Genomic DNA, 26,612 nt, shown 5'->3' on the forward strand with positions numbered 1-26,612 from the left:
GTTAAATCCTTTTTTGACACTTCGATTAAACTTAGTGCGACCAAGACTTTATGATGCCAATTAAACAGATTTGCGGTGATATGGTTTGTTCTCCCGCTTTCTCATATATAAGTAATGATAGGTTTGATACTACTTTGCCCATTAAAAAAGCGCCTTTCTCAAAGGGAGCTAAGCTGGTTCATTATAGTTAAAAAATTGATCCCCTATACAAGTAAATGTTGGTTTTATCCTTTTGACATAGTGAAGGAATCAACGTTACATTCTTTTAAAGCATCATTAATCAATGTAAGCTGATCATTAATCATTGATAAGTAGGAAATATGATAGTCATTTATTTGTTCCTTTAACTCCAACAGCAGCGTTTTTTCCCTAAGTACAAGGTAAATCTCGTCTGGATGTAACATATCACTTCTCCTTTTAGTCAAGATATTACCTTTTACCCAATTTATTACAATCATTAACTTGTAAATGGATGTTTTGTACCATATTTCACAAGGGATATTAAGAAGAAGTTGGACTATACGTTTTTTATTACAAACCATGACTTAGTTTCATAATGGGCTCAGTGACAGTTCCTCCTTTTAGTAAAGTTCCGTCAGTTGAGGTAGCACAACGATAAGTAAATAGAATATTTATTAAAAGGCTGTCGTATATTAGTCTTTAACGTCGAATATGCCCCCTTCTTACATTGTTATGTTAGACTTAATATATCAAACCATATTTTCTTAGGTTTGATAGACTTTTCTTAGTCACACTTGTATAAGGAAAGGAGTGTAGTAAATGGAGAAAATCAGCGTTTTTCTGGATGACTATCGGAAAGCACCCGATGGCTATGTGTTAGTCGAGACTATTGACGAATGTATAGAGCTATTGCAAAACTTTGATATTGAACATCTTTCTTTGGACCATGATTTATTAAATAAAACCAGGAATGGTTTTATGCTTGTTCAAAAGATGGTCAAAGAAAAACTATTTGCCAATCGCATTACTATTCACTCTGCCAATTCAGTTGGCGGTAAAGCAATGTACAACTGTTTAAAGCAAGCACAACGGAATTTAACTATGCCCCCTGCCATTATTGTATCCTTACGACCATTGCCTCTCAAATTCTTCCCGTCAAAGGTTCTGCAACATTATATAGATATACGGTAAACTCTTCTCAATCTCAATTACATTTCATCCATTGTAAATGTAAAATAAACTATATTGAAAAGGCAACTTTATTCATAGTTGCTTTTTTGTATTTTTATTTTGACTGTTGTACAGATAGAAGCAATCCTTAATAAAAAAAGATCACTCCCTGATCAGAATCTATCAGGGAGTGATCTTTTTTGGTCCAAAAGCTATAAGCACCTTCTGTAACCATTGATTTAAATCATGATTTCACTTCATTAAAAAATTGCGGCAGGTCTTCTTTATGCGCCTCGAGCATTTCATCCAGTATTTTTTTGGCGATAGTGTCTGATGGTACTAAAGGATTTATGGTCATCGCCACTAAAGCTTTATGATAATCTCCTGTGACAGCCGCTTCAGCAGCCATCCTTTCAAAAGATTTAATTTGCTGGACCAATCCCCGGACTGCTACAGGCAGGTCGCCAATGGCGATTGGTCTTGGCCCTTCTTTGGTGATCACACAGTTAATTTCAATGGCTGATTCATTTGGAATACTCGCTATCGCCCCGTTATTGCGTGTATTGACTGGCTGAATATCCCGCTTATCATTGTAAATCGAATTGATGAGACTGCATGCCGCTTCGCTGTAATACGCTCCACCGCGCTTTTCTAGTTGAGCCGGTTTAACATTCAGTTCAGGATCTCTATACAATTCAAATAGGTCCTTTTCCAGTTGTTGAACGACCTCGGCCCGCGTCCCATTTGTTGCTGAAGATTCCTTTTCTTCGGCAAGCATTTCATCGGTCTTGTAATAATAACGATGGTATCCGCAAGGAATAATGCCCATTCCTTTGATGAAATCACGATCCCAGGCAAAGCCTGCAATGTTTTTCATCGTCATTTCATTTTTTGGATCCCCAAGCGCATTTATTACTTTATCCTTCACGCTTTTTCCGTCCACATATACATCCAGTCCGAATACCATATGATTCAATCCTGCAAAATCGACTTGAACCCTGTCTGGCTCTACATCCAAAGCTTTTGCTATGCCCATTTTCATCCCGATGGGAACGTTGCATAAACCAACAACCTTTTTGATGGTGCTATACCTTAAGACTGCCTCCGTAACCATTCCAGCTGGGTTGGTGAAGTTCACAAGCCAGGCATCCGGACAAAGCTCCTCCATATCCCTGCAGATTTCAAGTATCACTGGTATGGTCCGAAGTCCTTTGAAGAGACCTCCAGGCCCATTTGTCTCCTGTCCGATTACATCATATTTTAATGGAATCCTTTCATCCTTAGCTCTTGCATCAAGTAATCCGACCCGGAATTGGGTCGTTACAAAATCTGCATCCTTCAATGCTTCGCGTCGGTTAAGTGTAAGGTGAATGTCAATTGGCAGACCTGCCTTTTCAACCATTCTCCTAGCAAGGTTTCCGACGATCTCCAGTTTTTCGTTACCTTTGTTTATGTCAACGAGCCAGATTTCACTTATAGGAAGTTCATCATACCGTTTGATAAAACCTTCAATCAGTTCCGGTGTATAGCTGGAACCGCCGCCTATTGTCACGATTTTTATCCCATTCTTCAAAATGACATCCCACCATTCTTATTTTTGTCTCATTTCCCGATACATTTTAATCATTTCTGCAACTAGGTCCCTTATCGTCTCAGCACTCATCATTTGATCCTCTGCATGCATAAGTAGAAGCGAGAATTCCACCTTTTGTCCTGATGCTTCCTGCTGGATGAGCCCTGAATGGGCATGGTGGCCTTCAACCATATGAATCTGGGATTTCTTCAGTTTTTCCTCGGCCGCTTCATATCGTCCTTCTCTTGCCTCATACAAGGCTTCCATGATCAAGCTCTTTGCGGTCCCTACATTGCTGATCATTTCAAAAGCTACAGCTTCCAATCCTTCCATGACTATTCCCTTCTTCCTTGGTTTACATATGTTTGCAGATGATGAAACAAGGCACCGAACATGCCTGCATCATTGTTCAAAAAACATGCTTCAATACAATCTCCATTTATATATCCATTTAATGATTCGACTCTTCTTCTGAGCTCTGGTATCAATTCTTGCCTGGCACTTACAGCTCCGCCAATCAAGATTTTGTTTGGATTGAACATGAAATACAAATTGTGGATTCCAATTGCAAGGCTATCATAGAACCTTTCCACTTCATCGCGAGCTATAGGGTCTCCAGTTTCATATGCATGAAAAACATCCTGTCCGGTTACTTCCTCAACCAAAATTCCTTTATGTTTTGCATACCGTTCCCTGATGCCTGAAATAGATCCATTCCAACTCAAAGTATTTTTAAAAGCTGATCCATCTTTGCTACCATGGGTGATCATGAATCCAAATTCACCGGCCCCAAAGGAAATGCCCCGGTATAATTGATTGTTAAGGAAAACCGCTCCGCCAACCCCTGTACCGACAGTCATGCAGAGAAAGTGTTCAGTGTCCTTTGCGTTCCCCTTCCATTTCTCGGCTAGAGCGACACAATTCACATCATTTTCCACCGTGACAGGCAGATTCGTCCGTTCCTCCATATATGTTTTAATGTTGAAACCATCAAAATCCTTGATGGCTCCACCCATTTCTATAAAACCTGTCTGGTCATTGACAAAGCCGGGAGCGCTAATGGCGATTCCTCGTAAACTGGGAAAAACGGAAACTTTAGCTAAGATCGCTTCAAGGATAGCTTCCCCATTGTTGCGAACCGTCGGAAATCTTCCTTTTTCCAAAATATCGCCTAATTCTGTCAGCAATCCGTATTTTATTTCCGTTCCCCCTATGTCAAAGGCTAGATAGTTGGACATGATATCCTGTCCCCCTTACTAAATTTTTTTGATAGTATAATATAGACCAGGGCCGAACTTGGATTGCTGAAAGACCTGTTTAAGGTGCTTCACCGCTTCCTCTCCTTTGAGGGCGGTCATTGCTTCAAATATTGCCTGAACCCGATTTGAGGATAGAAGAGTTGTTTTTATGCGTTCATCTTCATATTCCGAGAAGAAATCACAAAGATATGATATCTGTCCGCAATTCATTTGAATTTGATAAGTATTCATGCATTCTCCTTTCTAAGCAGGTAAATCGTTATTGCCGGCATCCGTTGGTTGCTGTATGGCTGCAGCCTTATTGGAAGCTAGCACGAACGGTAGATAGACAAGCGTTGAAACAGCCAGACAGACGAATCCAATAACCAAGGCCATCCAGTTTCCGCCAGTACCAAAGAATGCAATAAGCGGACCAGGCGTCGTCCACGGCACAGTATAGGCTATCGGCGGTATCAGCTCTGTTGTGATCGCGATATAGCCGATCAAGATGTTTACTGCCGGCACCAGGATGAAAGGGAAGATCAATATTGGATTAAGTACAACTGGCAATCCAAAGATGATCGGTTCATTGATATTGAAGATACCCGGTGCAATGGAAAGCTTTCCGATATCGTGATAATCCTTTCTTCTTGATGCGATGAAAATGGCAATGATCAATCCCAGGGTCATGCCTGATCCACCGTAATTGGCGAAAGCATCATTGATAGCCCAAGTAACAGGGTAGGGAGCTCCCCAGGCAGATCCATGTGAAGCGACATAGTTCAGGTTTTCAAGCGTTGCCTCCGCAAACATTCCTTCCCTGATTGCGGCAACTGTATTAGGACCATGAATCCCGAAGACCCAGAGGAGATTCGATACTATGGCCAGGATAATTAACGAGAATATATTGGTTCCCAAGTTTTTCAATGGGGTCTGGATCGCTGCATATATCAATTCATGGATCCCATTTGGGTAGATAGCTAGAATGATTGCATTACCAACTGAGAATAAAACTGTAATGATGACGATTGGAAAAAGAACCTTGAATGTTCTCGAGATGGCTGGCGGTACGGACGCAGGCATCGTGATTTGAAGACGTTTCGATTTGGATAAACGGCTGAAGATCTCGCCCACGAGCAAGCCGATGATCATGGCTACGAAGAGACCCTGTGCCCCCACCCATTGAGTGGAAAGGAAATTCGTCCCGTCAACCACCGTATAAGCGGGATATACAATGAAGAAAGTGGAAAGGGCAGTTAATCCGCAAAGAAGGTCATCCGCCTTCATGGCTAAGGCGATATTCCTGGCAATTAGAAAGACGATGAATATGGATAAAATACTGGTTGAACCATTCAATACTGGTGCGAATACCTGCTGGAAATCAGCCAAATTAGGAAATAGCTTATTCAAGAACAGCATCTTTGCAATGAATCCATCCGGAGCCAGTACAGCAAAATTCAGTAAAACGATCAATGAACCCGCAAGCGTGATTGGAAATGCTAATATAAAAGCGTCACGAATAGCAACAATATGCCTTTGAGAGTTCAGTTTAGCCGCGACAGGAACAAGGGCTTTTTCCATACCACGCTCAAAACTAGCCATGAATCCCATAAAATACCCCCCTGAATCATTCTTTTTTTTGTTTTATTGATCTTGACCAATAAGCTCTAATGCCCGATCGAGGATCGCGCTCCCGTTCATCGTTCCATATGCTCTCATTTCTATAACCTCTACTGGCACCCTTCCGTCTACAATGGCATCCACCTGTGCTTTTTGATATCTGACCTGAGGACCCAATAATACGACGTCCACTTCCTCAGCGGCTTTTGAGCATTCTGAAATGGGCAAGGCAACAATATCAATGGCGATGCCCTTATCCTTTGCAGCGTCATTCATTTTATTAACGAGCAAGCTGGTGGACATTCCAGCTGCACATACCAATAGGATTTTTTTCATTCATTATTCCTCCTTTTGAATAATAGATTGAATATTATGTAAATTATTTCCGTTATTTTCTATCAATTCTTTATACCAATAGAAACTTTTTTTCTTAATGCGCCTTAAATCCTTTTCACTATGTTCATCTCTGTTCACATAAACGAAGCCGTAGCGCTTCTTGTAGCCATTAAGCCAGCTAAGTATATCCGTGAATGACCAAGTGCAGTATCCAATTAGGTCCACACCGTCACTGATGGCATCCTGGCAGGCCGCTACATGACTTTTCAAATACTCAATGCGGTACTCATCATTCACCACATCCCCTTCAAGGAGCGTATCATATTCACCTAAGCCATTTTCAGTGATGAGGATAGGGAGCCTATATCTGCTGGTCAATCTGCGAAGTCCGATACGAAGGCCTGTAGGGTCGATTTCCCAATCCCAGTTCGTTGCATCCAAGTGAGGATTTCGCTTTGATTTGAAAAGTCCGGGAACACCGCTTTCCTCTGATGTTCCTTTCTTTCCGGTCGTATTCATGGTCCCCAGTTCAATGCCGTCAAGCGGGTTCATTTCGACAGTTCCCGATCTATAGTAATTGACTCCGATGAAGTCAGGCCTTCCAAAGGCCAGAAGTTCCATATCCCCATCCATGATGGTCGGAGCCAGACCATTTCTCTCTAAATACTTCATGCTTATCATAGGATAGGTTCCCCAGCAATAAACATCCAGCCACCAATGGTTATTGAGATCCTCGGCATTTTCATAAGCAAGGATATTATCCGGGGCACAAGTAAAAGGGTATGTCGGTCCAAAAGCAAAGCTGGGACCGATTTTGCCTTCAGGTACGAACCTTCTGAATGATTGGATGGCTTTAGCATTGGCCAAGTTTGCAATATGATTGGCTTCATACATCCTTTTTGCATCTTTCACACCCGGTGGATGCAGCCCTGTACGGTATCCTAATCCGATAAATACATTTTGCTCATTCAAAGTGACCCAGTACTTAACCCGTCCACCGAAGCGTTTGAACAGCGTGATGCAATATTCGTTGAAGTCATGAATGATTTCCCTTGATTCCCAGGCACCATATTCCTCCATTAATGCTTGGGGAACATCCCAGTGGTAAACCGTTAAAATGGGCTCAATGCCGTGTTTTAGCAATTCATTAATGAGGTCATCGTAAAATTTCAGGCCCGCTTCATTGATTTTTCCTTTCCCTTCAGGATAAATCCGGCTCCAGGCAACAGAAAAGCGGTATGCCTTCAATCCCATATCGGCCATCAAGGCAATGTCTTCCCTGAAACGATGATAATGGTCAACCGCCACATCACCGTTCGTACTTTCAAAAGTCGTACCATTCTTTTTTGCATAAATATCCCAGACAGAAAGACCCTTTCCATCCTCATTCCATGCTCCCTCCACTTGGTATGCTGCCGATGCAGAGCCCCATAAAAAGTTTTCTGGGAAGCGTTCACTCTTTTGATGAATCATTATCTCACCTCTTCCTAAGAAAATTGTATCCGCTTTCAATGTTGCGGTAAATACCATTCCCCCTTTCTGTTTTTTGTGACGTCAGTTGTCATCTGTTACATAAAAGAAACAGGATGTTTCTCGTGATCTATATCTTGTATATTTCTTTGGCAATCGCCTCTAACAGATAAACGACCGGAATTTGGGTGGTTATATTCGATTTACCGCTGTATTCCTCTGTCACGAAATAGGATATATTCAAATCTGATATCCTTGCAATCGTACTGACTTTATTATTGGTTATGCTGACGATGGTGCTTCCCTCTTCTTTTAAACATTTTATAAGGTCAATGATCTCTATCGTTTCTCCAGACACACTCAAGGCAATCGTTACACTGTTACTTGAATACTTTGAATGGATTGGAAAGAAAGGATCCTTAATATATAAGGAAGATTTCCCAAGGCTGGAAACATAGCGTGACCCATATTCAGCCATAATGCCCGAGCTTCCAATACCAAGAAAAATGACACTCTCCGCTTTGGCAATCAGCCTCGCCGTTTCTTGAATATATGACTCGAAGCTTCCCTTCAGTGTCCTCTCTACAAATTCCGACAAAGAATGTTGGGTACTCTTTAGCTTGACATGCTGTTTCTCACTTATATACATCTTAAGCTTCACTTTGAATTCAGAGTAACCAGCGCAATCAACCTTTCTGCAAAAACGAAGGATAGTGGAAGTAGAGACATGTGTCTCATCTGCGAGCTCCCTTATCCTCATATAAGAGACCTTTTCTGCGTTTTTGGTAATATAACCATATAACGAACATTCCAATTCATTAAAAGATGCAATGGCTTCTCTAGTAAACATATAAAAACTCCTTTTGAGTGTCAGTTAACGACCAAAGTCTCATTTTCATTTTCCATACTCGTATCTATATTTCGTTTTCTATGCCATTTCTCCTTTTATTACTTATAATACGTAGGTTATTTGGAAGATTGGTTCTGCTGGATAAGTTGAACAGTCTAAATAACGGCCTTTGAATAGCCAAATGTTGCATAATACTCGTAAAATACAAAAAAAGCAATTCACATGAAGTGTAATTGCTTTTTTTAGAAGTGTATAATTTCGAGCTTCGTCCACTCCATGGTAGATTATTAGTTTTTTTCGCCTAGTAATAATTAGCATCTGACATTACTTGTTTTTTACGATCGATAAAATCGTAATGGTGCTAATAATGCAGAGCGTGCCAAGCCACTCGGCAAAACCGAATGTTACATTCAGCCAGAAAACGGATATTAAGGTTGCGGATAATGGTTCAACCGAAGCAAATAAACTTACCTCAGAAGCCGAGATGAATTTGGTACTTTCCAAATAAAAATAAAAAGCAATGATCGTACCGAAAATGATGATGAATAAAACCGCTGAAAATGAAGGGAACGTCCAATTGCCTTCAAATGCCCATGGAGGATGGATTACGCTAAAGCATATGCCTCCAATCAGCATGCCCCAACCCACAACAATCATCGCTCCCCATCTAGAAAGGAGTTTATAAGGCTGCAATGTATAGAACGCCAATGCAAAGGCTGATGTTACTCCCCAAAATACTGCCCAGCCGGAAATGGATAGTGTACGAATGCTTCCTCCCGTCACAAGCAAAAAAGTGCCTAAAATCGCTATGATCACAGCTACACTCACAGTAATGCTTGGAAAACGTTTGGAGCGAATGGCTAAATAACAAGTGATAAGCGCCGGTGCCAAGTATTGAAGGACTGTGGCAGTGGCTGCGTTGCCATGTTCAATCGCTGCAAAATATGTGTATTGAACAGCGAGCATTCCTAGAATGGCAAAAAGGATAATTTGAAGCGCATCTTTTTTGGTTTTCCAAATCTCAAAAACTTTCAGCCTTTCATTCTTATAAGCGACACCCAATAAGATGATTCCAGAAAGCAACAAGCGTATAACAGTGAGCCACTCAGGACTGAATCCTTGCTGCTGAAACAGATATTGAGCTGCCGTCCCTGACACTCCCCATAACGCAGCACCAGTCAGTACTAGTGCAATCCCTTTGTTTCTTGTAGGTGATATAGCAACTAAAGTATCATTACTCATTTTTTTCTACCCCGCTTTTTACACGTTCCGTATGGGCTTGAATTCTTAAATAACTTTCTTTCCAATTCTTTTCTATCACCTTAAGCACCATAGTGAGATTTCCATTCCTTAATGCGTGTATGATCTGATCATGCTCATCAACGGAAAGATGAACATCACTTACCTGATTGAAATAAAACAGTTCCATTCGTATAAGTTTTTGTTTGAGTCCCGATAGGATCCGCTTCATTTCATCATTTGTAGAAAGATTGATGTAAATGGAATGAAAGTCATTATCTTTCTGAACGGCCACCATTTGATTTCCTTCGTCGATTGCTTTTTTCACTTCATGATTGATGGCTTCCATTTCTATTAAGTGTTTTTCTTCAATGAAATCAAAAGCCTGTTCCATAGCCAGCTTTTCCAGTGTCCAAACAATGGAGTATATGTCTAATACACCATCGAATCGAATAGGGGAAACAATTGTTGAACGGCTCGGCTTGGTCTCGACAAATCCTTCATCCTCAAGCCTTAATAGTGCTTCTCTTATTGGGGTTCTGCTTACACCCAATTGCTCGGCTAATTCTTTATCGCGTAATTGCTGGCCTGGCGTTAGGTTTCCCTGGACAATCCAATCCCGCAATATCATGTATGCTTCTTCACGTACAGAAGTACGTTTTATTTTTTGAGATGAATTTGAATGCTTCAACGGCTATACCTCCTTAAATTACCGATATATAATATGCAATATATCACATATTGCATGCCGTAAGAAAGAAATTATAGAAAATTTATATCTGGATCCTTTGTTAAAACATCAAGCACATTTTAATAAAAGGGAATACTTCCATAGTAAAAACATTTCTTTTCGAATGATGAAAGTAATCCTTCTACCATGAGTCCTCGAGCTTTAAGATTTACAACGATTCACTGAAAATAAGTTCTATTTTTTGTATATCCATAGTATGTATTTTTAAATTTTTAAAACACTAGACTGAGACTTACGACATTTGTAGTTTAGTGCTCCTGGAACTCACAAATATTGGATAGTTTTCGCGAATGAATTGGATACTTCTCACTTTATGACCATTTCAAGTGAAATTTGGTGTTTCTAAAAAAATGTCTTGAAAATGTCTTGGTGCTGACCGCACTCATTACATGAATATTCTATTTCCAATGCATCTTCAGTTACTGTATGAACTGTCTCTTTTTTACAAGTTTCACAAAATCTCTTTTCGGATATTTCTTTCATTTATCATTCACACTCCGTTTTATCATCTTTTTTGTAGTCTTGTTAATATTATTTTGCGAATATCCAACAGAAAAAATACCTTTTTCCTGAAGGACCTCAAAAAGAAGGTAAAGAATTCAGAGAAAAAGGTACTCAAATTGTTAATTTAACCTTGGATTCCAATACATCAAAGCTGCATGAAACGGATATTCGTATTCGAAAACTCCCTCTTTTTCCACCACATATTTATTTAGGATCGTTTTTACTTCATCGTAGGAAAAATGTTCATCAAGAATTTTTGTTGTATTATCTCGGATCACTTCTTCAAAGGTGGAATAGATTTTTTTACTTTTCAATTTAACGATCTTACAGTCCGCCAGTATCCCAAGTTGATACAAAACATTCAAGATGTGTATGTAATCCCGTTTTCTTAAATTGATTGTATATCCTTGTTGCTGCAATTCCATATAATGAGGTTTTTCAGGGCCGGTTGTCATACCTACTATCACTAAACGGGCTGCAGACTCATTCATTTTTAATAAGGTTTGACCGATTTCTGTCATACGGTAATAACAATTAAAACCAAATACTACGTCAAATTTGTTTCTTTTGGTCTCACTTTCCCACTTATCATGAATCAACTCCATGTTTTCGAAACCTTTTTCGTTCGCCTGGGATTCCAAAAAATTGATAATGCTTTTGGAACTATCTATACAAGTTAGCTTCCTGACTTCTTTTGCAATATCAAATGTATAATTTCCCCATCCAGGGCCGATTTCCAATACATGATCATCATGTTTTAATAATGCCAATAACTCTTGCTGTACAATTTTTGCATAAGGGTCCGCTTTATGTTGCTTTTTCGCTGCAACCTTGGAAGCCCAAAAAGCTTCTTCTGCAGCATCATCTTTTAGCCTGTTAGGTATATTCCCTGTATGATCCGCCATTGCCTGTTTCCAAAGTTCAATATAATCTGTCATCTTTTCTCCCCTGAATTCGTATGTATTTATCGGCTTTCACAGTGGTTTGGAGTTGCATATTAGTTTGTTTCAAATTAAAGCAAACAGCCAAATACTTCCTCTTTTAAATATATTAGCATACCATAGCAAAAACTTTGTTTTACACATAAGAAAAAGGAGCAAAAACTTTGCTCCTGCATCAAATATTGCTTATTATTCTTTACACTTTTATCTTTTCGATAAAGCTGACCACGTATTTTCAAGCCATTTATCAAAGTCTGCTCCTTTTTCACCCTCATATGTATCATATATATCCATTCTCATCTTCTGGAGTTTCTCTTTGAATTCAGTATATGTGTGATTTTCTGGTAAACTCTTCTTGATCCTGACTAAGATTTTGGTCAAACCTTTGACCAACTCTCCTTTTTTCCTTGCTGGCAATTGAACATCTTCACCTAAACTTTTCAATTGACGGTAGGCTGCCTCTTGAACTTTATATACAGAATCATTACTCATGATATGTGTGAGAATGTCGATTACTTGTTTACTTTTTGACTGACCTAATTCTTCGATCGCATCTAAACGTTCTCTCCAATTAGATTTGCGATTGGCAGATTTTTTTAATTCCTCATAGTTGGCAGGTAACTCGATACCCTTTGTTTCTTTGTTATTCAAATGAATCATTTCTCCTTCTGTCTTAGTATTCCGGATATCAAAATGTTAATCCGCTACTACAATAATCCCATTACCAGGAATGGTTTATTACATTCCTTATTATACCCTTTTCCATATTTTAATATAGTTAAATTCCTAAATCATCTGTTGTATCCTCAAATCAGTCGGGTGCCGGGGGTGCGATGCTTTGCTCTACAAACTTACTTGAACCTATAGCTCCAAAAGTAGCTTCAACAGTAAAAGGCATAAATCCTGCCTGGATTCATGCCCCTATAGTTGACTATGAAGTATGCAGACAATAATAGCAAATCTAGTCCACGTAATGTTTTTTATAATCTGGATGGATAGAAAACTTTTTACGTAAATTGGCGAGATTTACACCAAAGCTTTCTTCTAATAGTTCTCTATGCTTCTCCATGATTTCCATCAGATACAAATCATGAATCATGACTTCTGTAATGGGCATCACTAATCCTACATGCATGGTCCATGCTGCACGGCTATCTTTACCAAGCGAGACAATGCCTGCTACTACTTCTGAATCATCTCCACTGATAACAAGCCATCGTCCGCCATACTCTTCTGTAATTGCATAACCCATATAATGGAGGTAAACATTAGCAAAATCACATACGATTTCCCCATAGGCAATAATTGTTACATTGACCCCTTTATTTGCTGCCTGTCTTAGTTCATACTCTAATTCTTCGAATTCGTCTTCCCAAATCTCTAAGAGTATTCTTTTTTTAGCAGATAATATACAAGCTTTTACCTTATCGAGTATTTCATTGCGTCCCATGATATTCCAGATATTTTCACGGTCATTTGCAGAACGTTCAAACTCCGCTAATGATTTTTCTGCCCGTTCAAAATTCTCTTCTGCTTTTATCCGTCGGTTTTTTATTAGTTCCTTTGCAGGTACAGGCGTATATTGTGGTGTGTTTCCAGGACTAACCAGAATATCTCCTCTTATTGCGAGACTGTCCAGAATTTCATAGATTCTTGAACGTGGTACACCGGAGTTTTTTGCTACTGCATAGCCTGTTAATGGCGATTCTTCCAATAAGGTAAGATATGCTTTCGCTTCATATTCGGTAAAGTTTAGATTTTTTAATGTTTCTAAAATGTTTTCTTTCATAATCCCTCCAACACAACCTTAGTCGCTACCTTTGTAACTAATATTTTAACAAAATCTGTTGACGTTTTCCATTTTCATCTAATATACTTACATGAGTAGTTACTTTAGTAACCACTATTAAAGAGGAGAGGAGAAATAGTATGGATAGCTTACTTACATACATATCAATTGTTGCAATGATGGTTATTATACCAGGAGCAGATACTATGCTCTTAGTGAAAAACACGCTTAGCCATGGTACAAAAGCTGGACGGTATACGGTTCTCGGAATGGCAACGGGACTTTCTTTTTGGACGTTTATTGCAATTCTTGGATTATCTGTTGTGATTGCGAAATCTGTGATTCTTTTCAGTGCAATCAAATATTTGGGAGCCGCCTACTTAATTTATTTAGGGATAAAAAGTTTTTTTGCTAAAAGCGTTTTTTCTTTAAAAGAAATTCAAGCACAAGCAAATACACCTGCAAAGCATTCAAACCGGCATAATAAAGATTCCTTTATGCAAGCATTACTTAATAATATACTTAATCCAAAGACCGTTTTAGTTTATATTACAATCATGCCGCAATTTATCAATTTGAACGGAAATGTAAACCAGCAATTGATTATATTAGCCTTCATCTTAACCTTGCTCGCTGTAATGTGGTTTCTATTTCTTGTTTATCTAATTGATTACGCAAAAAAATGGATGAACAACTCCAAATTCCAGAAAGCATTCCAAAAATCAACTGGCTTAATTTTAATTGGTTTTGGGATAAAAACAGGAATATAAATTCATTTACTAACACATCTAATTTGATTCCATCCGTTCAGATAATTGAACGGTTTTTTTTATTTACGAACCGGCACCGATAATGGCATAAACTCAATCTTTTGTTCGTACATATGGCACTGCATTATTGGTCGGCAAAGATTTTTCCGCCTTCATCATTAAAAACAAAAACGTCAGTATTTTGCCATAAGAGCAGGAAATACTGACGGGTAATGTCCTATGAAGTTTGAAGTATCCCTTTTTGTCAATCCAAGCCGCAAACCTTGGCGAGTATTTCAACAAGGTGCAAACTTTTCATTTGGTTTGCCGCTCCCTCCCTTTGGATGCCAATGCTCATTTGCATTTGGCATCCAGGGTTAACCGTCACTACGGTTGTTGCTTTCGTTTCTTTTAAGTTCTTCATTTTCTCATCAAGAATTTTCATGGATTCATCAAAGTGGAGAAGATTGTAAATTCCTCCAGATGCACAGCAGCGGTCAAACCCTTCCATTTCCACATAGGTAACCCCTGGTATGGATTGCAATAATAAACGAGGTTCCTTTTGGACCTTTTGAACATTGCGTAAATGACATGAATCTTGATAAGATACGATGCCTTGCCATTCTTCAGTAAAAGGAAGCGGCCCCAATTGATGAAGAATTTGACTGATATCTTTTGATTTTTCCGAAAAGACCCTTGCCGCGCCAGCCCATTCGTGATCATCTGCCAATAGATGTCCATATTCAAGAAGTGAGGCGCCGCAGCCTCCTGCGTTATTTACAATGACATCAGCATCTGTTTGCATGAAGGCCTGGATATTCCTCTTTGCCAATGCTTTCGCTTGTTTTATTTCACCTTGATGGGAATGCAGGGCACCGCAGCAATTCTGATTTTCAGGGAGAATGACCTCACAACCCGCTAAGGTGAGCAACTCAATGGTAAGACGGTTTATTCGTGACATCATGGAATCCATGATACACCCAGTAAAAAATGCCACCTTTAATTTCGTTTCCCCTTTTGCCGGCATTATCGTACCTGTCCGGATTCGTTTGGAGGACGGCTCGATGGCTGGAAGTGCTTGTTCTAGATGTGCAAGGGCAGGGGAAACCTTTTGCAGTACATTTGATGAACGGATAAGCCTGGATAAGCCTGTTTTTTGATAGAGCTGTACTGCACTTCCAATCCTGTTCATTCGTTTTGGATATGGAAAAAGATGAACCAATGCCAGTTTTTTGATCTTTGTCATTTTGTTTTTTTGATTTGCTGACGGGGAGTTTTCAATGGCTTCTTTTGCCGCTTCCAGTATATGTCCGTATGGCACACCAACAGGACAAGCTGTTTCACAAGCACGACAGCCTAAGCATAGGTCGATCGGTTCAGCTAAATCTTTTTGGAAATCTATTTTTCCTTCGGCTGCCATTTTCACTAGATTGATACGACCGCGTGGAGAGGCGGATTCCACCCCCATTGATTCATATGTAGGGCATGCCGGTAAACAGTATCCGCATTTTACGCATTGGTTTGTCCAATCATAGGCATCTGAATGTAAATTTTGGACCGCAGCATTTGACTCGTTCGGTTTGGCGGGTAGATTCATGTAACCAACACGACCCTTGTCTGTCCTTTATCAGGAAAAATCTTCCCCGGATTCAGGATATTATTGGGATCCCATGCTTCTTTAATTTTTTTCATCATATTCACCCCTGTTATTCCTAATTCCATTTCCATATATGGTGACTTTAAAGTACCGATTCCATGTTCCCCCGAAAGTGTTCCGCCTAATTCGATTGCTGCTTCAAAAATTTCACTGACAGCAAGCTCCACTTTTTTCATTTCTGTAATATTTCGTTTATCAGTAATGATGTTCGGATGTAAATTGCCATCCCCTGCATGGCCGAATACGACCAAGTTCAATCCGTATTTCTCCCGGATATTGTTTAATCTCTCCATCATGGCCGGTATTTGACTGCGCGGAACGGTCGCGTCTTCAGAAATTTTTGTAGGGCCCATTTGTGTAATGGCCGGGGAAACCGATTTACGCGCACTCCAAATCGTTTGGCGCTCGTCCTCTGTCTCCGCTATCTTGACGTAGGAAGCACCCTCCGCCCTGCATATATCAGCGCATTTATTGATTTCTTCCTCAATCGCCAATGGGTGACCATCTATTTCTATGATCAGAATCGCTTCTGCCTGAAGAGGCAAACCGGAAGGCCGATAGCTTTCAACAGCACGGATGCACGCATTATCCATCAATTCCAAGGCAGATGGTAGAATTCCTGACGATAAAATGCTGGTAATGGCATGGCCAGAGTCTATCAAATGATTGAAGTGGGCGACAAATGTTTGTTTAGATTGAGGTTTTGGTATCAAGCGGATGATTGCTTCTGTAACGATGCCCAGAGTACCTTCCGATCCCACGATCAATCGGGTCAAATCATACCCTGTTACATTTTTAACGGTCTTTCCGCCAGTACGAATGATTTCTCCGGTCGGGGTGACCACCTCCAGACCTATCACGTATTCTTTTGTCGTTCCGTATTTCAATCCCTTTGGCCCGCTGGAGTTTTCTAATAGATTCCCGCCTATAGTGGCTACATTGGAGCTGCTTGGATCCGGCGGATAGAATAAGCCGGCTTCTTCAGCCTTTTTATGAATATCTGCCGTAATCACACCTGGAGAGACAATGGCAAGCATATTTTCCCGATCAATGATCAATTTATCACGCAAAAGGGTCATATCAAGAACCATCCCCCCTTTAACAGGTAAAGGGCCGCCACTTAGCGAAGTTCCTGATCCTCTAGGGTAAACAGGTATTTTGTGAGTATTAGCCAATTTAACCACTTCACTGATTTCCTCCGCGTTTTTTGGCTGTATAACGACTTCAGGTAAATATTCCCCAAAAGAAGCGTCATAGCTATAACAATACCTTTCTGCCAAATCAAGAAACATTCTGTCACCTGGAATTACCTGACAAAGATCGACCAGGGCTTCTTTCTCCATGCTTCTCACTTCCTTTCTTAATAGAAATACGGAAAAGGTCTATTCGTATGTAATATAATGGCATTTTAAGATTCTGCTAGATATAATGATGAAAGAAAAGGAGGATTATATTTGAAAATCGCCCTGATTCATGCAACCACAACTGCACTAAAACCAATTGAAGTTGCCTTTCAGACTGTTGCACCGAACATTGAACTTCTTCATTTCATGGACACGGGTCTTCTCGCCTTGATGGAAAAGAGCGGCAAGTTAACTCCGGAAATCATCCGCCGCTTTTCTGCATTAGTGAATATAGCCTATGATTCTAATGTTTCATGTATCCAACTTACTTGCTCTGCATTTAATGACATCACTGCAATTTTACAACCTTTATACCCTGTAAAGTTATTTCGTTCAGATGAGGCCATGCTTGATGAAGCACTTCGCTACACTAGCATCGGCCTGGTTTCAACCGTAAAAGAAACGCCGATCGCCCTTCAAAATTACTTATTAAATAAGAATCCGGACTGTATGATCGAGTCATTGGTGGATCCAGGAATCATCCATTTATTATCACAAGGAAAAAAAAAGGAACATGACGATCGGGTTAAAAAGATGGTGGAACAATTGGATGGAAAGACAGAAGTGATTTTGCTTTCACAATATAGTATGGATCATATTGCAAAGCAGGTTAATCCTTCTGTCCCTGTCCTAACGGCGCCGCTATTGGCTGCCAAAAGGTGTTTGGCTCATTTGAAGGGAACGTTTAAATAATTCTTTTCGTAATAAATCAGAGCTTAGCAAGAATGATCGTTTGTCACATCTTATATATCGTTTTTAACCGTTTGTATGATGCGAACCGCCAAAAACTTTCCCGACGCCTTGAATTTTTTCAAGTATGACGATCAGAAGGACTGATATGAAAATAACCACGCTTGACACGGATGCAACGATTGGATTGTAGGCATCCTGCATTTGCGAGAAAATCTCGATCGGCAGCGTTCTCATTTCCGGTGATACCATAAAGAGAGAGACCGTTACATTATCAAATGATGTCAAAAATGCGAATAATCCCCCTGAGATGGCCGCAGATCCAATTAGCGGCAGAGTCACTTTCATGAATACTGTTAGTGGATTCGCTCCTAGAATGGCAGCGGCCCGTTCGAGATTATAATCAAATCCACTTAAACCGGTCAATACGAGCCGCATGACATATGGTATGCAAATGACGATATGGGCAATTAAAAATCCTGTAGACGTACCGGCAAGCATCATTGGTGTAAAGTACATTAAGAGTGCAATCCCTAAGACTAATTGCGGCACACTTAATGGAGAAGTTAAAAGGGCCGTAATATACGATTTTCCCGGAATATCATACTTTGCGATGCCAAGGGCACCCAAAGTACCGAATATGACGGAGAAAAGGGCAGCTAATGCTGCGAACTTCGCACTGTTCAAAAATGCTTCCAAAAATTCAGGACGCTCCAAGATCTTGGCATACCATTGCAGTGAAAAGCCTTCAGCCGGAAAGCTTGGATAATTGGCACTTGTAAAAGAAGCGGGAATAACGACAATGAGCGGGATCAAGATATAGATAATGGCCAACACGGCAACGGCAATCCGCAGGCCGCCAAACGTTTTCATCATCGGAACACCTCCTTGAATTTCCCTTTTTCAAACGCTCTTGTAAAGACGGCTACCGATATGACAGTGGTTGCTAATAGAATATAAGAAAGAGCAGATCCGAATGTCCAATGCAGCAGGTTATTAATTTGATCATAAATGACGACAGGCATCACGGGCACGTTGGCTCCCCCCATTAGTGCAGGCGTAACATAAGCACTCATTGACAAACTGAATACGAGAATGCAGCCAGATACGATACCTGGGATGCTTAGCGGCAATGTAATGGAAAAGAACCTTCTGAATGGGCTTGCCCCAAGTATCGCTCCTGCCTTATCAAGAGAAGGATCGATATTATAAAGACTTGCAACGATGGATAAGATCATGAAAGGAAGATATGCATTGGAAAGCCCAATCACAACTCCGATTTCCGAAAACAATAGTTTCAATGGTGCATCTATTATGCCAAGGGCCATCAAGGTTTGATTAATCGTTCCATTAGGCAATAGCAGGAGGTACCAGCCAAAATTACGGACAACTATACTTACCAAAAGCGGTGACACGATCAAGAGCGTGATATACCCTCTTATGCGCGCTGAACTTTTGGCCATCGTCAAGGCTACCGGATATCCAAGAAATAAAGCAACCAAGACCGAATATAAACTGATCTTCACTGTCAGCCATAAAGAAGATAAGTAATAGCTATCGGAAAATAATTGTGTATAGTTTTTTAGGCTATAAACTGCCTCCGCTCCTCCCAGATTATCTGTGGATATGAAGCTTAAATATAAAATGTATAACATCGGTATGACAAAGAAACCAAATATGAAAAGCAAAATCGGCGTTAAAAGGAGTAATCCTGGCACCCAGACTTTCCTTTTCTTGATTTTAGGTTTCTTTTGCGGCTCAATAGGATCCGTTTCCTGTTCTATTTCTTGACTAGCATAACTTCTGATGGGCTCCATCCTATCAGCACCTCACTTCCATTTTGCCATGATGAATCAAAAGCGGAAGTCAATACTTGGATACTTTTCCCCTGTAATAGAACATTGATTTCCCAAGAAGTACCAAGATAGTTAATTTGGCTGATCTTAGCACGATGGAAATCCAAAGGAGCTGTAGATTTTTCATCAAGAGAAACAATTTGCAGTTTTTCCGGTCTAATATAAAGCTTCACCTCATCACCGGTTTTCAAATCACTATCATTTCCCATGATGTTATTTGCATCGACATGAGTGATATCAGGCCCTATCTTGACTGAAACTTTCCGCTTATCCACAGCAGACACATTCCCTTCAAAACAGTTCGATTTCCCGATGAATTGAAAGACGAATTCTGTCTTAGGATGATTGTAAATCTCTGTCGGTGTACTGATTTGTTCAATCTTCCCTGCATTCATGACCACGACCCGATCAGACATGGAAAGAGCTTCTTCTTGATCATGAGTCACAAAAATGGTCGTTACGCCAATTTCCTTTTGTAAACGTTTTATCTCGGCCCTGAGTTCATGGCGCAGCTTTGCATCAAGGTTTGAAAGCGGCTCGTCAAGCAATAGGAGCTCCGGTTCCACTACCAGTGCCCTGGAAATCGCAACGCGCTGACGCTGACCTCCAGATAATTCCCTTGGATAACGATTTTCCAATCCTGACATTTTCACTAATTCAAGAGCTTTACTTATTTTCTTTTTTTGCTCGGCTTTACCGACCTTGCGCAGTTTCAAGCCAAAACTAAGGTTTTCATAGACTGTCATGTGAGGAAAAAGCGAATAAGTTTGAAAAACCATTCCTAAATCTCGCTTATAAGGCGGAACCTTCGTAACATTATTGCCCTTAATATGAACCTCGCCCCGATCTGCATCGAGGAACCCTGCAATGAGGTTCAAGGTTGTTGACTTTCCGCACCCGGAAGGCCCAAGAAGAGTGAGTAACTCTCCTTGTTTCACCTCCAAATCAATGCCATTCAGGACAACATTCGCTCCAAATTGTTTAAACGCGCCTTTTATCTCTACATCATTTTTATTTGATCCAAACCCCTGAACTGACTCCAGGTGCTGCCTATTAATTTCCACATCTTTTTTTAATACTTCCATGTGATCAACACGCTCCTTTTATTTGAGTTTTTTCCCTAATTCAGGAGTAACCTCTTTCGCCCATTTGTCTGACACCTCGGCACGGATCTCGGCAAACTTGGCGAAATCAGGTTTAAATGTTTTATCACTTGCTTTAAGGCCGATTGACTCTTCATATTTCTCTGGGATTTTCATGCCTTCCACCGTCGGATAAAATCCTTTTTCGGAAATTAATGCTTGAGCTTCTTCACTGATTACATAGTTGATGAATTCAAGGGCTTCTTTGCTATTTGGCGTATTTTTCACTAGACCAGCGCTGAAAGCTTGAAGCGGCACACCTTCTTTAGGCACGGCCATCTTAATCGGAATACCTGAAACGGCTAGTTCACCTATGGAATAACTTCCCATGACCGTTACGTCAGCAGCTCCTTGCTGGATCGCTGGCATCATTTGCGTTGAGTTTTTATAAAATGTATTGGAATACGCTGCAAGATCTTTAGCCTTTTCTAGACCTGGCTCCATGTCTTCTGTACTGCCGCCGTTTGAAATCGCCAGACCATTAAGGGTATTGAAGCCCCAATCATTCGTAATATCTGAAAATGCCGTTTTACCCTCGTACTCAGGAGAGACAAGATCATTCCATGATTCAATTGATTTTAACCCTTTCTTTTTAAAGGTTTCCGTATTATAAGCTGGTGCAATGACTAAACCGAATGCTGGCGCGGCCGCCTTTTCAACCGGAATGAAACGTGAATCCACCAATTTCATATTGGGAACATTGGACTCATCAATTGGAACGATCAGTTCCTTCTCCTTAGCGCGAATTACATCAACCGGTACAAAAAGGGCAACATCTATTTGCGGAGCGTTTTTCTGTAATTCCACTTTGGATAAGATTTCACCTGATAAACCGGAAATATAATTGACAGTGATTCCCGTTTCTTCTTTGAACTTTGGTGCAATCACATCTCGGATGGCACTTTCAATGACACCGCCATTACCTGCTATTGTTATTTTCTTCTCTCCTTTTTCCCCTGTACTTGTTTGTACGGATTCCCCCGGCTTTTGCGGAGTGGGATTACCACACCCCGCAAGAGCGATCAATACTATTATCGATAAAATACACATCAGTTTTTTCATAGTCATTGCCTCCCGTTTTTCATTGATTTTCAATCATTCCTTGTTCGGTAAAATAATTCATGGCCCCTGAATGGAAATCCAGTGGAACTTGTTTGGTTGCTTCCTCTATTGAAATATCAGAAGCCGCCGGATGTGTATGCTGCAGTTCAGGGAGATGTTCATATAATGTTTTCACAAGATTGTATGCATGAGGGTCAGACATTTCCTTGTAGGTTACCAAGACATTTTTAATTGAAATCGTTTGGACATTTTTTTTCATTCCCCTGTATGTATCTCTGGGAATTTCATCATTAGTATAAACTTCATATTGTTTCTGAAGACGTTCAATGATGTCTCCCGGTATTGGAATGAAAGATAGTTCCATCTGCCTGGATATGAAAGCGATTTCATTATTCGGAATTCCCGAAGAAAAGAAAGCTGCATCAATGGTACCATTTCTTAATGCTTCTGCAGATTGAGAAAAAGAAAGATAGGATAAATTCAATTGATCAGTCGGTAAATCAGATTCTAACAGTATCCGCTCTGCAATAAGCCTTGTACCGCTTCCTGCCGTTCCCACACTAATGCGTTTACCAACTAAATCATCTAAGGAATCCAAATCATTTTGTTTAGTTGTAACAATTTGAACATAATTGGAATATAGGGCCGTTAAAGCTCTTAACTTGGATTTATCCGTCTCAGGCAAATCCAGTACATCCACTGTGGTAAAACCAATTTCTGCCCGATGGAGGCTAACCAATTCAGTATTTTCGATGGAAGCATCGGTTACCTGGGTTCCTGACACAGCTCCATTATATTTTTCATACATATTTGATAATCTTTGTCCTAATGAAAAATAAACACCTGTCATATCACCGGTTCCAATGATTAGCATCCTATTATTTAAATCCTGTCCTTCAGAGGTTAGTTGACTCTGAATCAAGGTAGAAGCAGGTTTAGATATTTCCTGCTGCTCATTCATAAAAGAACATCCTGTCATGAAACAAAATAACAAAGCGACTTTTATAAAGAGTGCTCCATTCTTCATCGTGGCCCTCCTTTCTTAATGAATTTAGATGCAAATATCATGCCAAGTCGATTTTCTGCTTTAATACGCAAATCCTGCCGATTTCTTGGATGTTATCCAAGTATAAATCGGCAATTTTTTCCGGTTACCCAGAAAAAATTGCCGGTTAACACAATAATCCTGTTATTCTCCATTTGAAATGAGCTTGATTTTATCACGAAGGCTTCTTTCAGAAATTTTTAAGATTTGAGCTGTTTTTTGCCGATGGTTTTTACAGTATTGAAGAGTGGCCGTTATGACCTTTTCTTCTATCTCTTTCATGGAAATGCCGATGGGAATCCTGAAACTGGTAAAATCGTCGTCATTGCCATCCGGCTGGAGAATGAACTTTTGTTCTTGTACATATTGCGGCAAGTCGGTTTCTTCCATTCTTTTCGAGTTTGATAGGGCAATAGCATATTCTATAATGTTACCAAGCTCACGGACATTCCCAGGGTAATGATAATCCAGTAAAATCCGACGTGCGGTTGCCGAGAACATCTTTTCTTCACGATTCATATCCTTAGCGTGTTTTTTTATAAAATAATCCATAAGGATCGGTAAATCTTCTTTTCTATCTCTTAAAGGCGGCATCAAGATGGGAATGACATTTAGCCTGAAAAACAAATCCTCCCTAAATTCCCCTTCCATCACCATTTGTTCCAGGTTTTTATTGGCTGCACTTATAATACGGACGTCCAATGAGATTTTTGTATTGGATCCCAGAGGCGTCACTTCCCGTTCCTGCAATACCCTTAATAATTTGGCTTGAAGTGGAAGGGGCATTTCACTAATCTCATCCAGAAAAAGGATGCCTCCATTAGCAGCAACGAATTTCCCTTCCTTCCTCTGAGTTGCACCGGAAAATGCTCCCTTCTCGTAACCGAACAATTCAGATTCCAGCAGCATCTCAGGAATTGCTGCACAATTGACAATCTGAATGGGATTGTTTTTCCTTCTTCCCAGCGTATGGATGTTTCGGGCTACAAGCTCCTTTCCAGTACCACTCTCACCCGTGATAAGAACACTGGAATCAATATCTTTCACTCTTTCGATCATTGAGAAAATACGCTGCATCGCCTTGCTGTTACCAAGGAAGTTACCAAATCCCTTTTGAATCTCTAATTCTTCATGTAATGTCTCCAATTGATTGGACATCTGTTTGAATTCGGCTGCCCTCATCAAGAGCAAAGAAAGCTCTTCTATATTAATTGGCTTTTCAATATAGTAGTAGGCGCCTTTTTTTATGGCCTCGATGGAAGTTTCAATGGAAGAATAGGCAGTCATCATGATGACTGTCACGTTAGGTGATATTTGTTTGATTTTCTGTAGGACATCAAGTCCACTTTTATTCCCTATTCTCAAATCAAGTAATACAATATCAAAGTGCTGATTCTCGATCTTCCGAAGACCCTCATCGGGGTCAGTAGTTGTTACGACTTGATAGGAATCTTCCAATGCAAAGCTAAGAGCGGTGCAAATAGCAGGTTCATCATCAATCACCAATACATGCATTTTCATATTACTCCTCCTCTTTCCAGGCTTCTATTCGATATATAAAGGTAGTAAAATGGTGAATTTCGTTCCTGAATTAGGATAACTTTTCACATGGATATCTCCGTAATTCTCTTTAATTAGCCTATACGATAACGTAAGTCCCAAACCGACTCCCTTTTCTTTATTTGTGAAAAAAGGTTCGAAAATATGGTTCAGTTCCTCCTGTTTCATCCCTTTTCCTGTATCGGATATGGTAATCCGCCCTGTCTTTTCGTTCTCTTTATCAATGGTGATATTAATGGTCTTTTCCTTTGTTTCTTCAACGGCATGAATCGAATTCAACACCAAGTTAAGAAGTACTTGTTGAATTTGTTGTAAATCTATATAAAAAATAAGGTCCTCCTCAATCGTTTGCTCGAAATTTATTTGGTTTTTTTCCATTGTCACCTTATGAAAAGCAAGTAATGATATAAGTTCATGAGCGTGGCAATTAGTAATATTGGGCGGACGCGGACGTGCATATTCAATTAAATCGGTAACAATTGCATTCAAACGATTAACTTCAGTAGGCAAGTGTTCCATTAGAACTTGTCGGAATTGAGGATTATCATATTTACTCGGAAGTAAATCAATGAATGTTTTTATCGATGTCAAAGGATTCCTTATTTCATGTGCGACACCTGCAACTAGTTGACCAAGAGCGTGCAGCTTTTCTTGTGTGACCAATTTTTTCTCCAATGTTTTCTTTTCCGTCTCATCACTCATGGAAAGCAAGTATCCGGTTTGCATATCTTCTGAATTGAACATCTTATGCATCGAATATGAAATCATCTTCTGTTCATTTCCCTCATTAAGTACCAAGATCCGAAAAGAACCCGTACGATTATTCTCATTTTGTTCTTGATGTAAAGCTTCGAAATTCTTCATTAATTGCGAATGATTCATAAAATTCAGAATCATTTCCTTGGAAATGTTGAGAATGTCCGATGCCTTTGCATTGCAGCTGGTAATCATGAAATCGAGATCGAATGTAATGATTCCATTATTGATATTGTTTAAGATTTGATCTTTGAATGCTTCAGCGTTAGCGATGTTTTGCCGTTGTTTCTCTAAATCCTTATTTAATAAATGTAATTTTAACGTCTGGTTATGAACGGATTTTTTTAGCTTTTGATTCCATATGTAAATGATTAAAAGGATAAGGGCTACCGCAGTTAAGCTGATAATCAACCAGAATATGAATTGCTCCAGCCTGGCAATTTTTTGATTGGATTGTGGCATGACCCATTTATCGATTATCCCATTGATATTTCGGTTTGCTTTAAGTTCTGTGAGTGTATTGTCCATCATGAAAAGAAGCGATTGATTCCCTTTTTTTACTGCAATCGTATAATCCGCGGGTTCAATGACTTCATCGAGAATGATGTAATTCTTTTCTTGGCGGAATTTTTTCAAATAGAAAGCTGCAGTCCATTTGTTTCCGATGAATACATCTGCACGGTTGTTCAATAATGTTAAAATACCCGAGTATTGATTCGAAACGGTCGTTAAATTTGTATTCCTCATATTGAGAAATGTACTGATTACTGGAGTGTTATGGTCAAGGACAACATGTGAATCACGTAAATCAGTTAACGTATGAATATCCTGTTTCCTATTACTGGGAATGATTATTGATTGGGACATTGTAAAATAGGATTGAGTGAAATCAAGTTGGTTATCTTTTTCGGTATTATAGGTACTTCCAACAATTGCATCGATTGTTCCGTTACTTAAGGCTTTTTCGGCATCTTCCATCCTCATCGGAATATATTTGAAATCTACACCATTATAATTTGCTATTTCCTCCATTAAATCAATATTGATGCCTGTCAGCTCACCAGCTTCATTTTCATATGAAAATGGTGGAAGAGCACTTTCTCCAGCAATTATAAAAGTCTTTTGGTCAGCAAAAACAGCGGGAGACCAAAGCGATTGAACAAAAACTATCAAGCAAAATATACTTAGTTTAAACAGCTGCTTTTTAATTAAAAGCCCTCCTTCTGTGTCAAAATCCTTGCAGTCAGTAA

The 26,612-nt window shown here is 39.8% G+C and carries 26 protein-coding genes; 3 read left to right on the forward strand and 23 right to left on the reverse strand.

The annotated features are described in order from the left end of the window. Positions 1-224 precede the first annotated feature (224 nt). Positions 225-404 carry a hypothetical protein gene (locus ABOA58_RS13450; RefSeq protein WP_350302703.1) on the reverse strand — a complete coding sequence of 60 codons (180 nt, stop codon included), beginning with the start codon at positions 402-404 and terminating at the stop codon, positions 225-227. A gap of 376 nt (positions 405-780) precedes the next feature. On the opposite strand from ABOA58_RS13450, the gene ABOA58_RS13455 reads away from it, so the two are divergent. After that, complete coding sequence (locus ABOA58_RS13455; RefSeq protein WP_098372364.1) at positions 781-1,152, forward strand: cyclic-phosphate processing receiver domain-containing protein; 372 nt, start codon at positions 781-783, stop codon at positions 1,150-1,152. Between the two features lie 223 nt (positions 1,153-1,375). Here the strand turns inward: ABOA58_RS13455 and ABOA58_RS13460 are convergent, their stop codons facing one another. The 13 genes from ABOA58_RS13460 to ABOA58_RS13520 all read right to left on the reverse strand — a co-directional run bounded on the left by ABOA58_RS13460 (position 1,376) and on the right by ABOA58_RS13520 (position 13,442). Continuing rightward, a complete protein-coding gene (locus tag ABOA58_RS13460) occupies positions 1,376-2,704 on the reverse strand; it encodes a 6-phospho-beta-glucosidase (protein WP_350302704.1) in 1,329 nt (442 codons plus the stop codon). A gap of 18 nt (positions 2,705-2,722) precedes the next feature. Continuing rightward, positions 2,723-3,037 carry a PTS lactose/cellobiose transporter subunit IIA gene (locus tag ABOA58_RS13465; protein WP_350302705.1) on the reverse strand — a complete coding sequence of 105 codons (315 nt, stop codon included), beginning with the start codon at positions 3,035-3,037 and terminating at the stop codon, positions 2,723-2,725. Positions 3,038-3,039: 2 nt separating this feature from the next. Next, positions 3,040-3,942 (reverse strand): ROK family protein, encoded by a 903-nt coding sequence (locus tag ABOA58_RS13470; RefSeq protein WP_350302706.1) that lies wholly within the window; start codon positions 3,940-3,942, stop codon positions 3,040-3,042. An 18-nt stretch (positions 3,943-3,960) separates the two neighbouring features. Continuing rightward, positions 3,961-4,194 (reverse strand): hypothetical protein, encoded by a 234-nt coding sequence (locus ABOA58_RS13475; RefSeq protein WP_350302707.1) that lies wholly within the window; start codon positions 4,192-4,194, stop codon positions 3,961-3,963. Between the two features lie 12 nt (positions 4,195-4,206). After that, the gene (locus tag ABOA58_RS13480) at positions 4,207-5,553 is read right to left on the reverse strand and encodes a PTS sugar transporter subunit IIC (protein WP_350302708.1); all 1,347 of its coding nucleotides are present in this window, start codon (positions 5,551-5,553) and stop codon (positions 4,207-4,209) included. 33 nt (positions 5,554-5,586) lie between these two features. Further along, the gene (locus tag ABOA58_RS13485) at positions 5,587-5,898 is read right to left on the reverse strand and encodes a PTS sugar transporter subunit IIB (RefSeq protein WP_350302709.1); all 312 of its coding nucleotides are present in this window, start codon (positions 5,896-5,898) and stop codon (positions 5,587-5,589) included. Positions 5,899-5,901: 3 nt separating this feature from the next. Continuing rightward, on the reverse strand, positions 5,902-7,371 hold the full coding sequence (locus tag ABOA58_RS13490; protein ID WP_350302710.1) for a glycoside hydrolase family 1 protein: 1,470 nt from the start codon (positions 7,369-7,371) through the stop codon (positions 5,902-5,904). A gap of 127 nt (positions 7,372-7,498) precedes the next feature. Then, positions 7,499-8,218, reverse strand: a complete 720-nt coding sequence (locus tag ABOA58_RS13495) for a MurR/RpiR family transcriptional regulator (protein ID WP_350302711.1) — start codon at positions 8,216-8,218, stop codon at positions 7,499-7,501. 324 nt (positions 8,219-8,542) lie between these two features. Continuing rightward, positions 8,543-9,460 carry a DMT family transporter gene (locus ABOA58_RS13500; RefSeq protein ID WP_350302712.1) on the reverse strand — a complete coding sequence of 306 codons (918 nt, stop codon included), beginning with the start codon at positions 9,458-9,460 and terminating at the stop codon, positions 8,543-8,545. Continuing rightward, a complete protein-coding gene (locus tag ABOA58_RS13505; RefSeq protein WP_350302713.1) occupies positions 9,453-10,148 on the reverse strand; it encodes a GntR family transcriptional regulator in 696 nt (231 codons plus the stop codon). Before ABOA58_RS13505 ends, ABOA58_RS13500 begins: the two co-directional genes overlap by 8 nt. Positions 10,149-10,831: 683 nt before the next feature. Further along, on the reverse strand, positions 10,832-11,650 hold the full coding sequence (locus ABOA58_RS13510; RefSeq protein WP_350302714.1) for a methyltransferase domain-containing protein: 819 nt from the start codon (positions 11,648-11,650) through the stop codon (positions 10,832-10,834). Between the two features lie 207 nt (positions 11,651-11,857). Beyond that, entirely contained in the window at positions 11,858-12,313 is a 456-nt protein-coding gene (locus ABOA58_RS13515; protein WP_350302715.1) for a HEAT repeat domain-containing protein, read from the reverse strand. A 301-nt stretch (positions 12,314-12,614) separates the two neighbouring features. Continuing rightward, positions 12,615-13,442: a TrmB family transcriptional regulator gene (locus ABOA58_RS13520; RefSeq protein WP_350302716.1), complete on the reverse strand. Its 828-nt coding sequence runs from the start codon at positions 13,440-13,442 to the stop codon at positions 12,615-12,617. Between the two features lie 140 nt (positions 13,443-13,582). Here ABOA58_RS13520 and ABOA58_RS13525 point away from each other — a divergent pair, with 140 nt between their 5' ends. Further along, positions 13,583-14,212, forward strand: coding sequence for a homoserine/threonine efflux transporter (locus ABOA58_RS13525; RefSeq protein ID WP_350302717.1), 630 nt, complete (start codon positions 13,583-13,585; stop codon positions 14,210-14,212). Positions 14,213-14,456: 244 nt separating this feature from the next. Here ABOA58_RS13525 and ABOA58_RS13530 read toward each other — a convergent pair whose 3' ends face one another. Then, complete coding sequence (locus tag ABOA58_RS13530; protein WP_350302718.1) at positions 14,457-15,788, reverse strand: (Fe-S)-binding protein; 1,332 nt, start codon at positions 15,786-15,788, stop codon at positions 14,457-14,459. After that, the gene (locus tag ABOA58_RS13535) at positions 15,785-17,191 is read right to left on the reverse strand and encodes an FAD-binding oxidoreductase (protein WP_350302719.1); all 1,407 of its coding nucleotides are present in this window, start codon (positions 17,189-17,191) and stop codon (positions 15,785-15,787) included. Before ABOA58_RS13535 ends, ABOA58_RS13530 begins: the two co-directional genes overlap by 4 nt. A 111-nt stretch (positions 17,192-17,302) precedes the next feature. Between ABOA58_RS13535 and ABOA58_RS13540 the strand changes: the two genes are divergently transcribed. Beyond that, on the forward strand, positions 17,303-17,944 hold the full coding sequence (locus ABOA58_RS13540) for a hypothetical protein (RefSeq protein WP_350302720.1): 642 nt from the start codon (positions 17,303-17,305) through the stop codon (positions 17,942-17,944). A 63-nt stretch (positions 17,945-18,007) separates the two neighbouring features. Here ABOA58_RS13540 and ABOA58_RS13545 read toward each other — a convergent pair whose 3' ends face one another. The 7 genes from ABOA58_RS13545 to ABOA58_RS13575 all read right to left on the reverse strand — a co-directional run bounded on the left by ABOA58_RS13545 (position 18,008) and on the right by ABOA58_RS13575 (position 26,535). Then, positions 18,008-18,814, reverse strand: coding sequence for an ABC transporter permease (locus ABOA58_RS13545; RefSeq protein WP_094246734.1), 807 nt, complete (start codon positions 18,812-18,814; stop codon positions 18,008-18,010). Next, the gene (locus ABOA58_RS13550; RefSeq protein ID WP_350302721.1) at positions 18,814-19,758 is read right to left on the reverse strand and encodes an ABC transporter permease; all 945 of its coding nucleotides are present in this window, start codon (positions 19,756-19,758) and stop codon (positions 18,814-18,816) included. The genes ABOA58_RS13545 and ABOA58_RS13550 overlap by 1 nt, the downstream gene beginning before the upstream one ends. Then, positions 19,722-20,882: an ABC transporter ATP-binding protein gene (locus tag ABOA58_RS13555; protein WP_350302722.1), complete on the reverse strand. Its 1,161-nt coding sequence runs from the start codon at positions 20,880-20,882 to the stop codon at positions 19,722-19,724. Before ABOA58_RS13555 ends, ABOA58_RS13550 begins: the two co-directional genes overlap by 37 nt. Before the next feature lie 18 nt (positions 20,883-20,900). Then, positions 20,901-22,001: an ABC transporter substrate-binding protein gene (locus tag ABOA58_RS13560; RefSeq protein WP_350302723.1), complete on the reverse strand. Its 1,101-nt coding sequence runs from the start codon at positions 21,999-22,001 to the stop codon at positions 20,901-20,903. A 19-nt stretch (positions 22,002-22,020) separates the two neighbouring features. Then, entirely contained in the window at positions 22,021-23,028 is a 1,008-nt protein-coding gene (locus ABOA58_RS13565; protein ID WP_350302724.1) for a TAXI family TRAP transporter solute-binding subunit, read from the reverse strand. A gap of 162 nt (positions 23,029-23,190) precedes the next feature. Then, positions 23,191-24,567: a sigma-54-dependent transcriptional regulator gene (locus ABOA58_RS13570; RefSeq protein ID WP_350302725.1), complete on the reverse strand. Its 1,377-nt coding sequence runs from the start codon at positions 24,565-24,567 to the stop codon at positions 23,191-23,193. 24 nt (positions 24,568-24,591) lie between these two features. Beyond that, positions 24,592-26,535: a transporter substrate-binding domain-containing protein gene (locus ABOA58_RS13575; RefSeq protein WP_350302726.1), complete on the reverse strand. Its 1,944-nt coding sequence runs from the start codon at positions 26,533-26,535 to the stop codon at positions 24,592-24,594. Between the last annotated feature and the right edge of the window lie 77 nt (positions 26,536-26,612).

The organism is Peribacillus frigoritolerans, from assembly GCF_040250305.1.
Taxonomy (GTDB): Bacteria; Bacillota; Bacilli; order Bacillales; family DSM-1321; genus Peribacillus.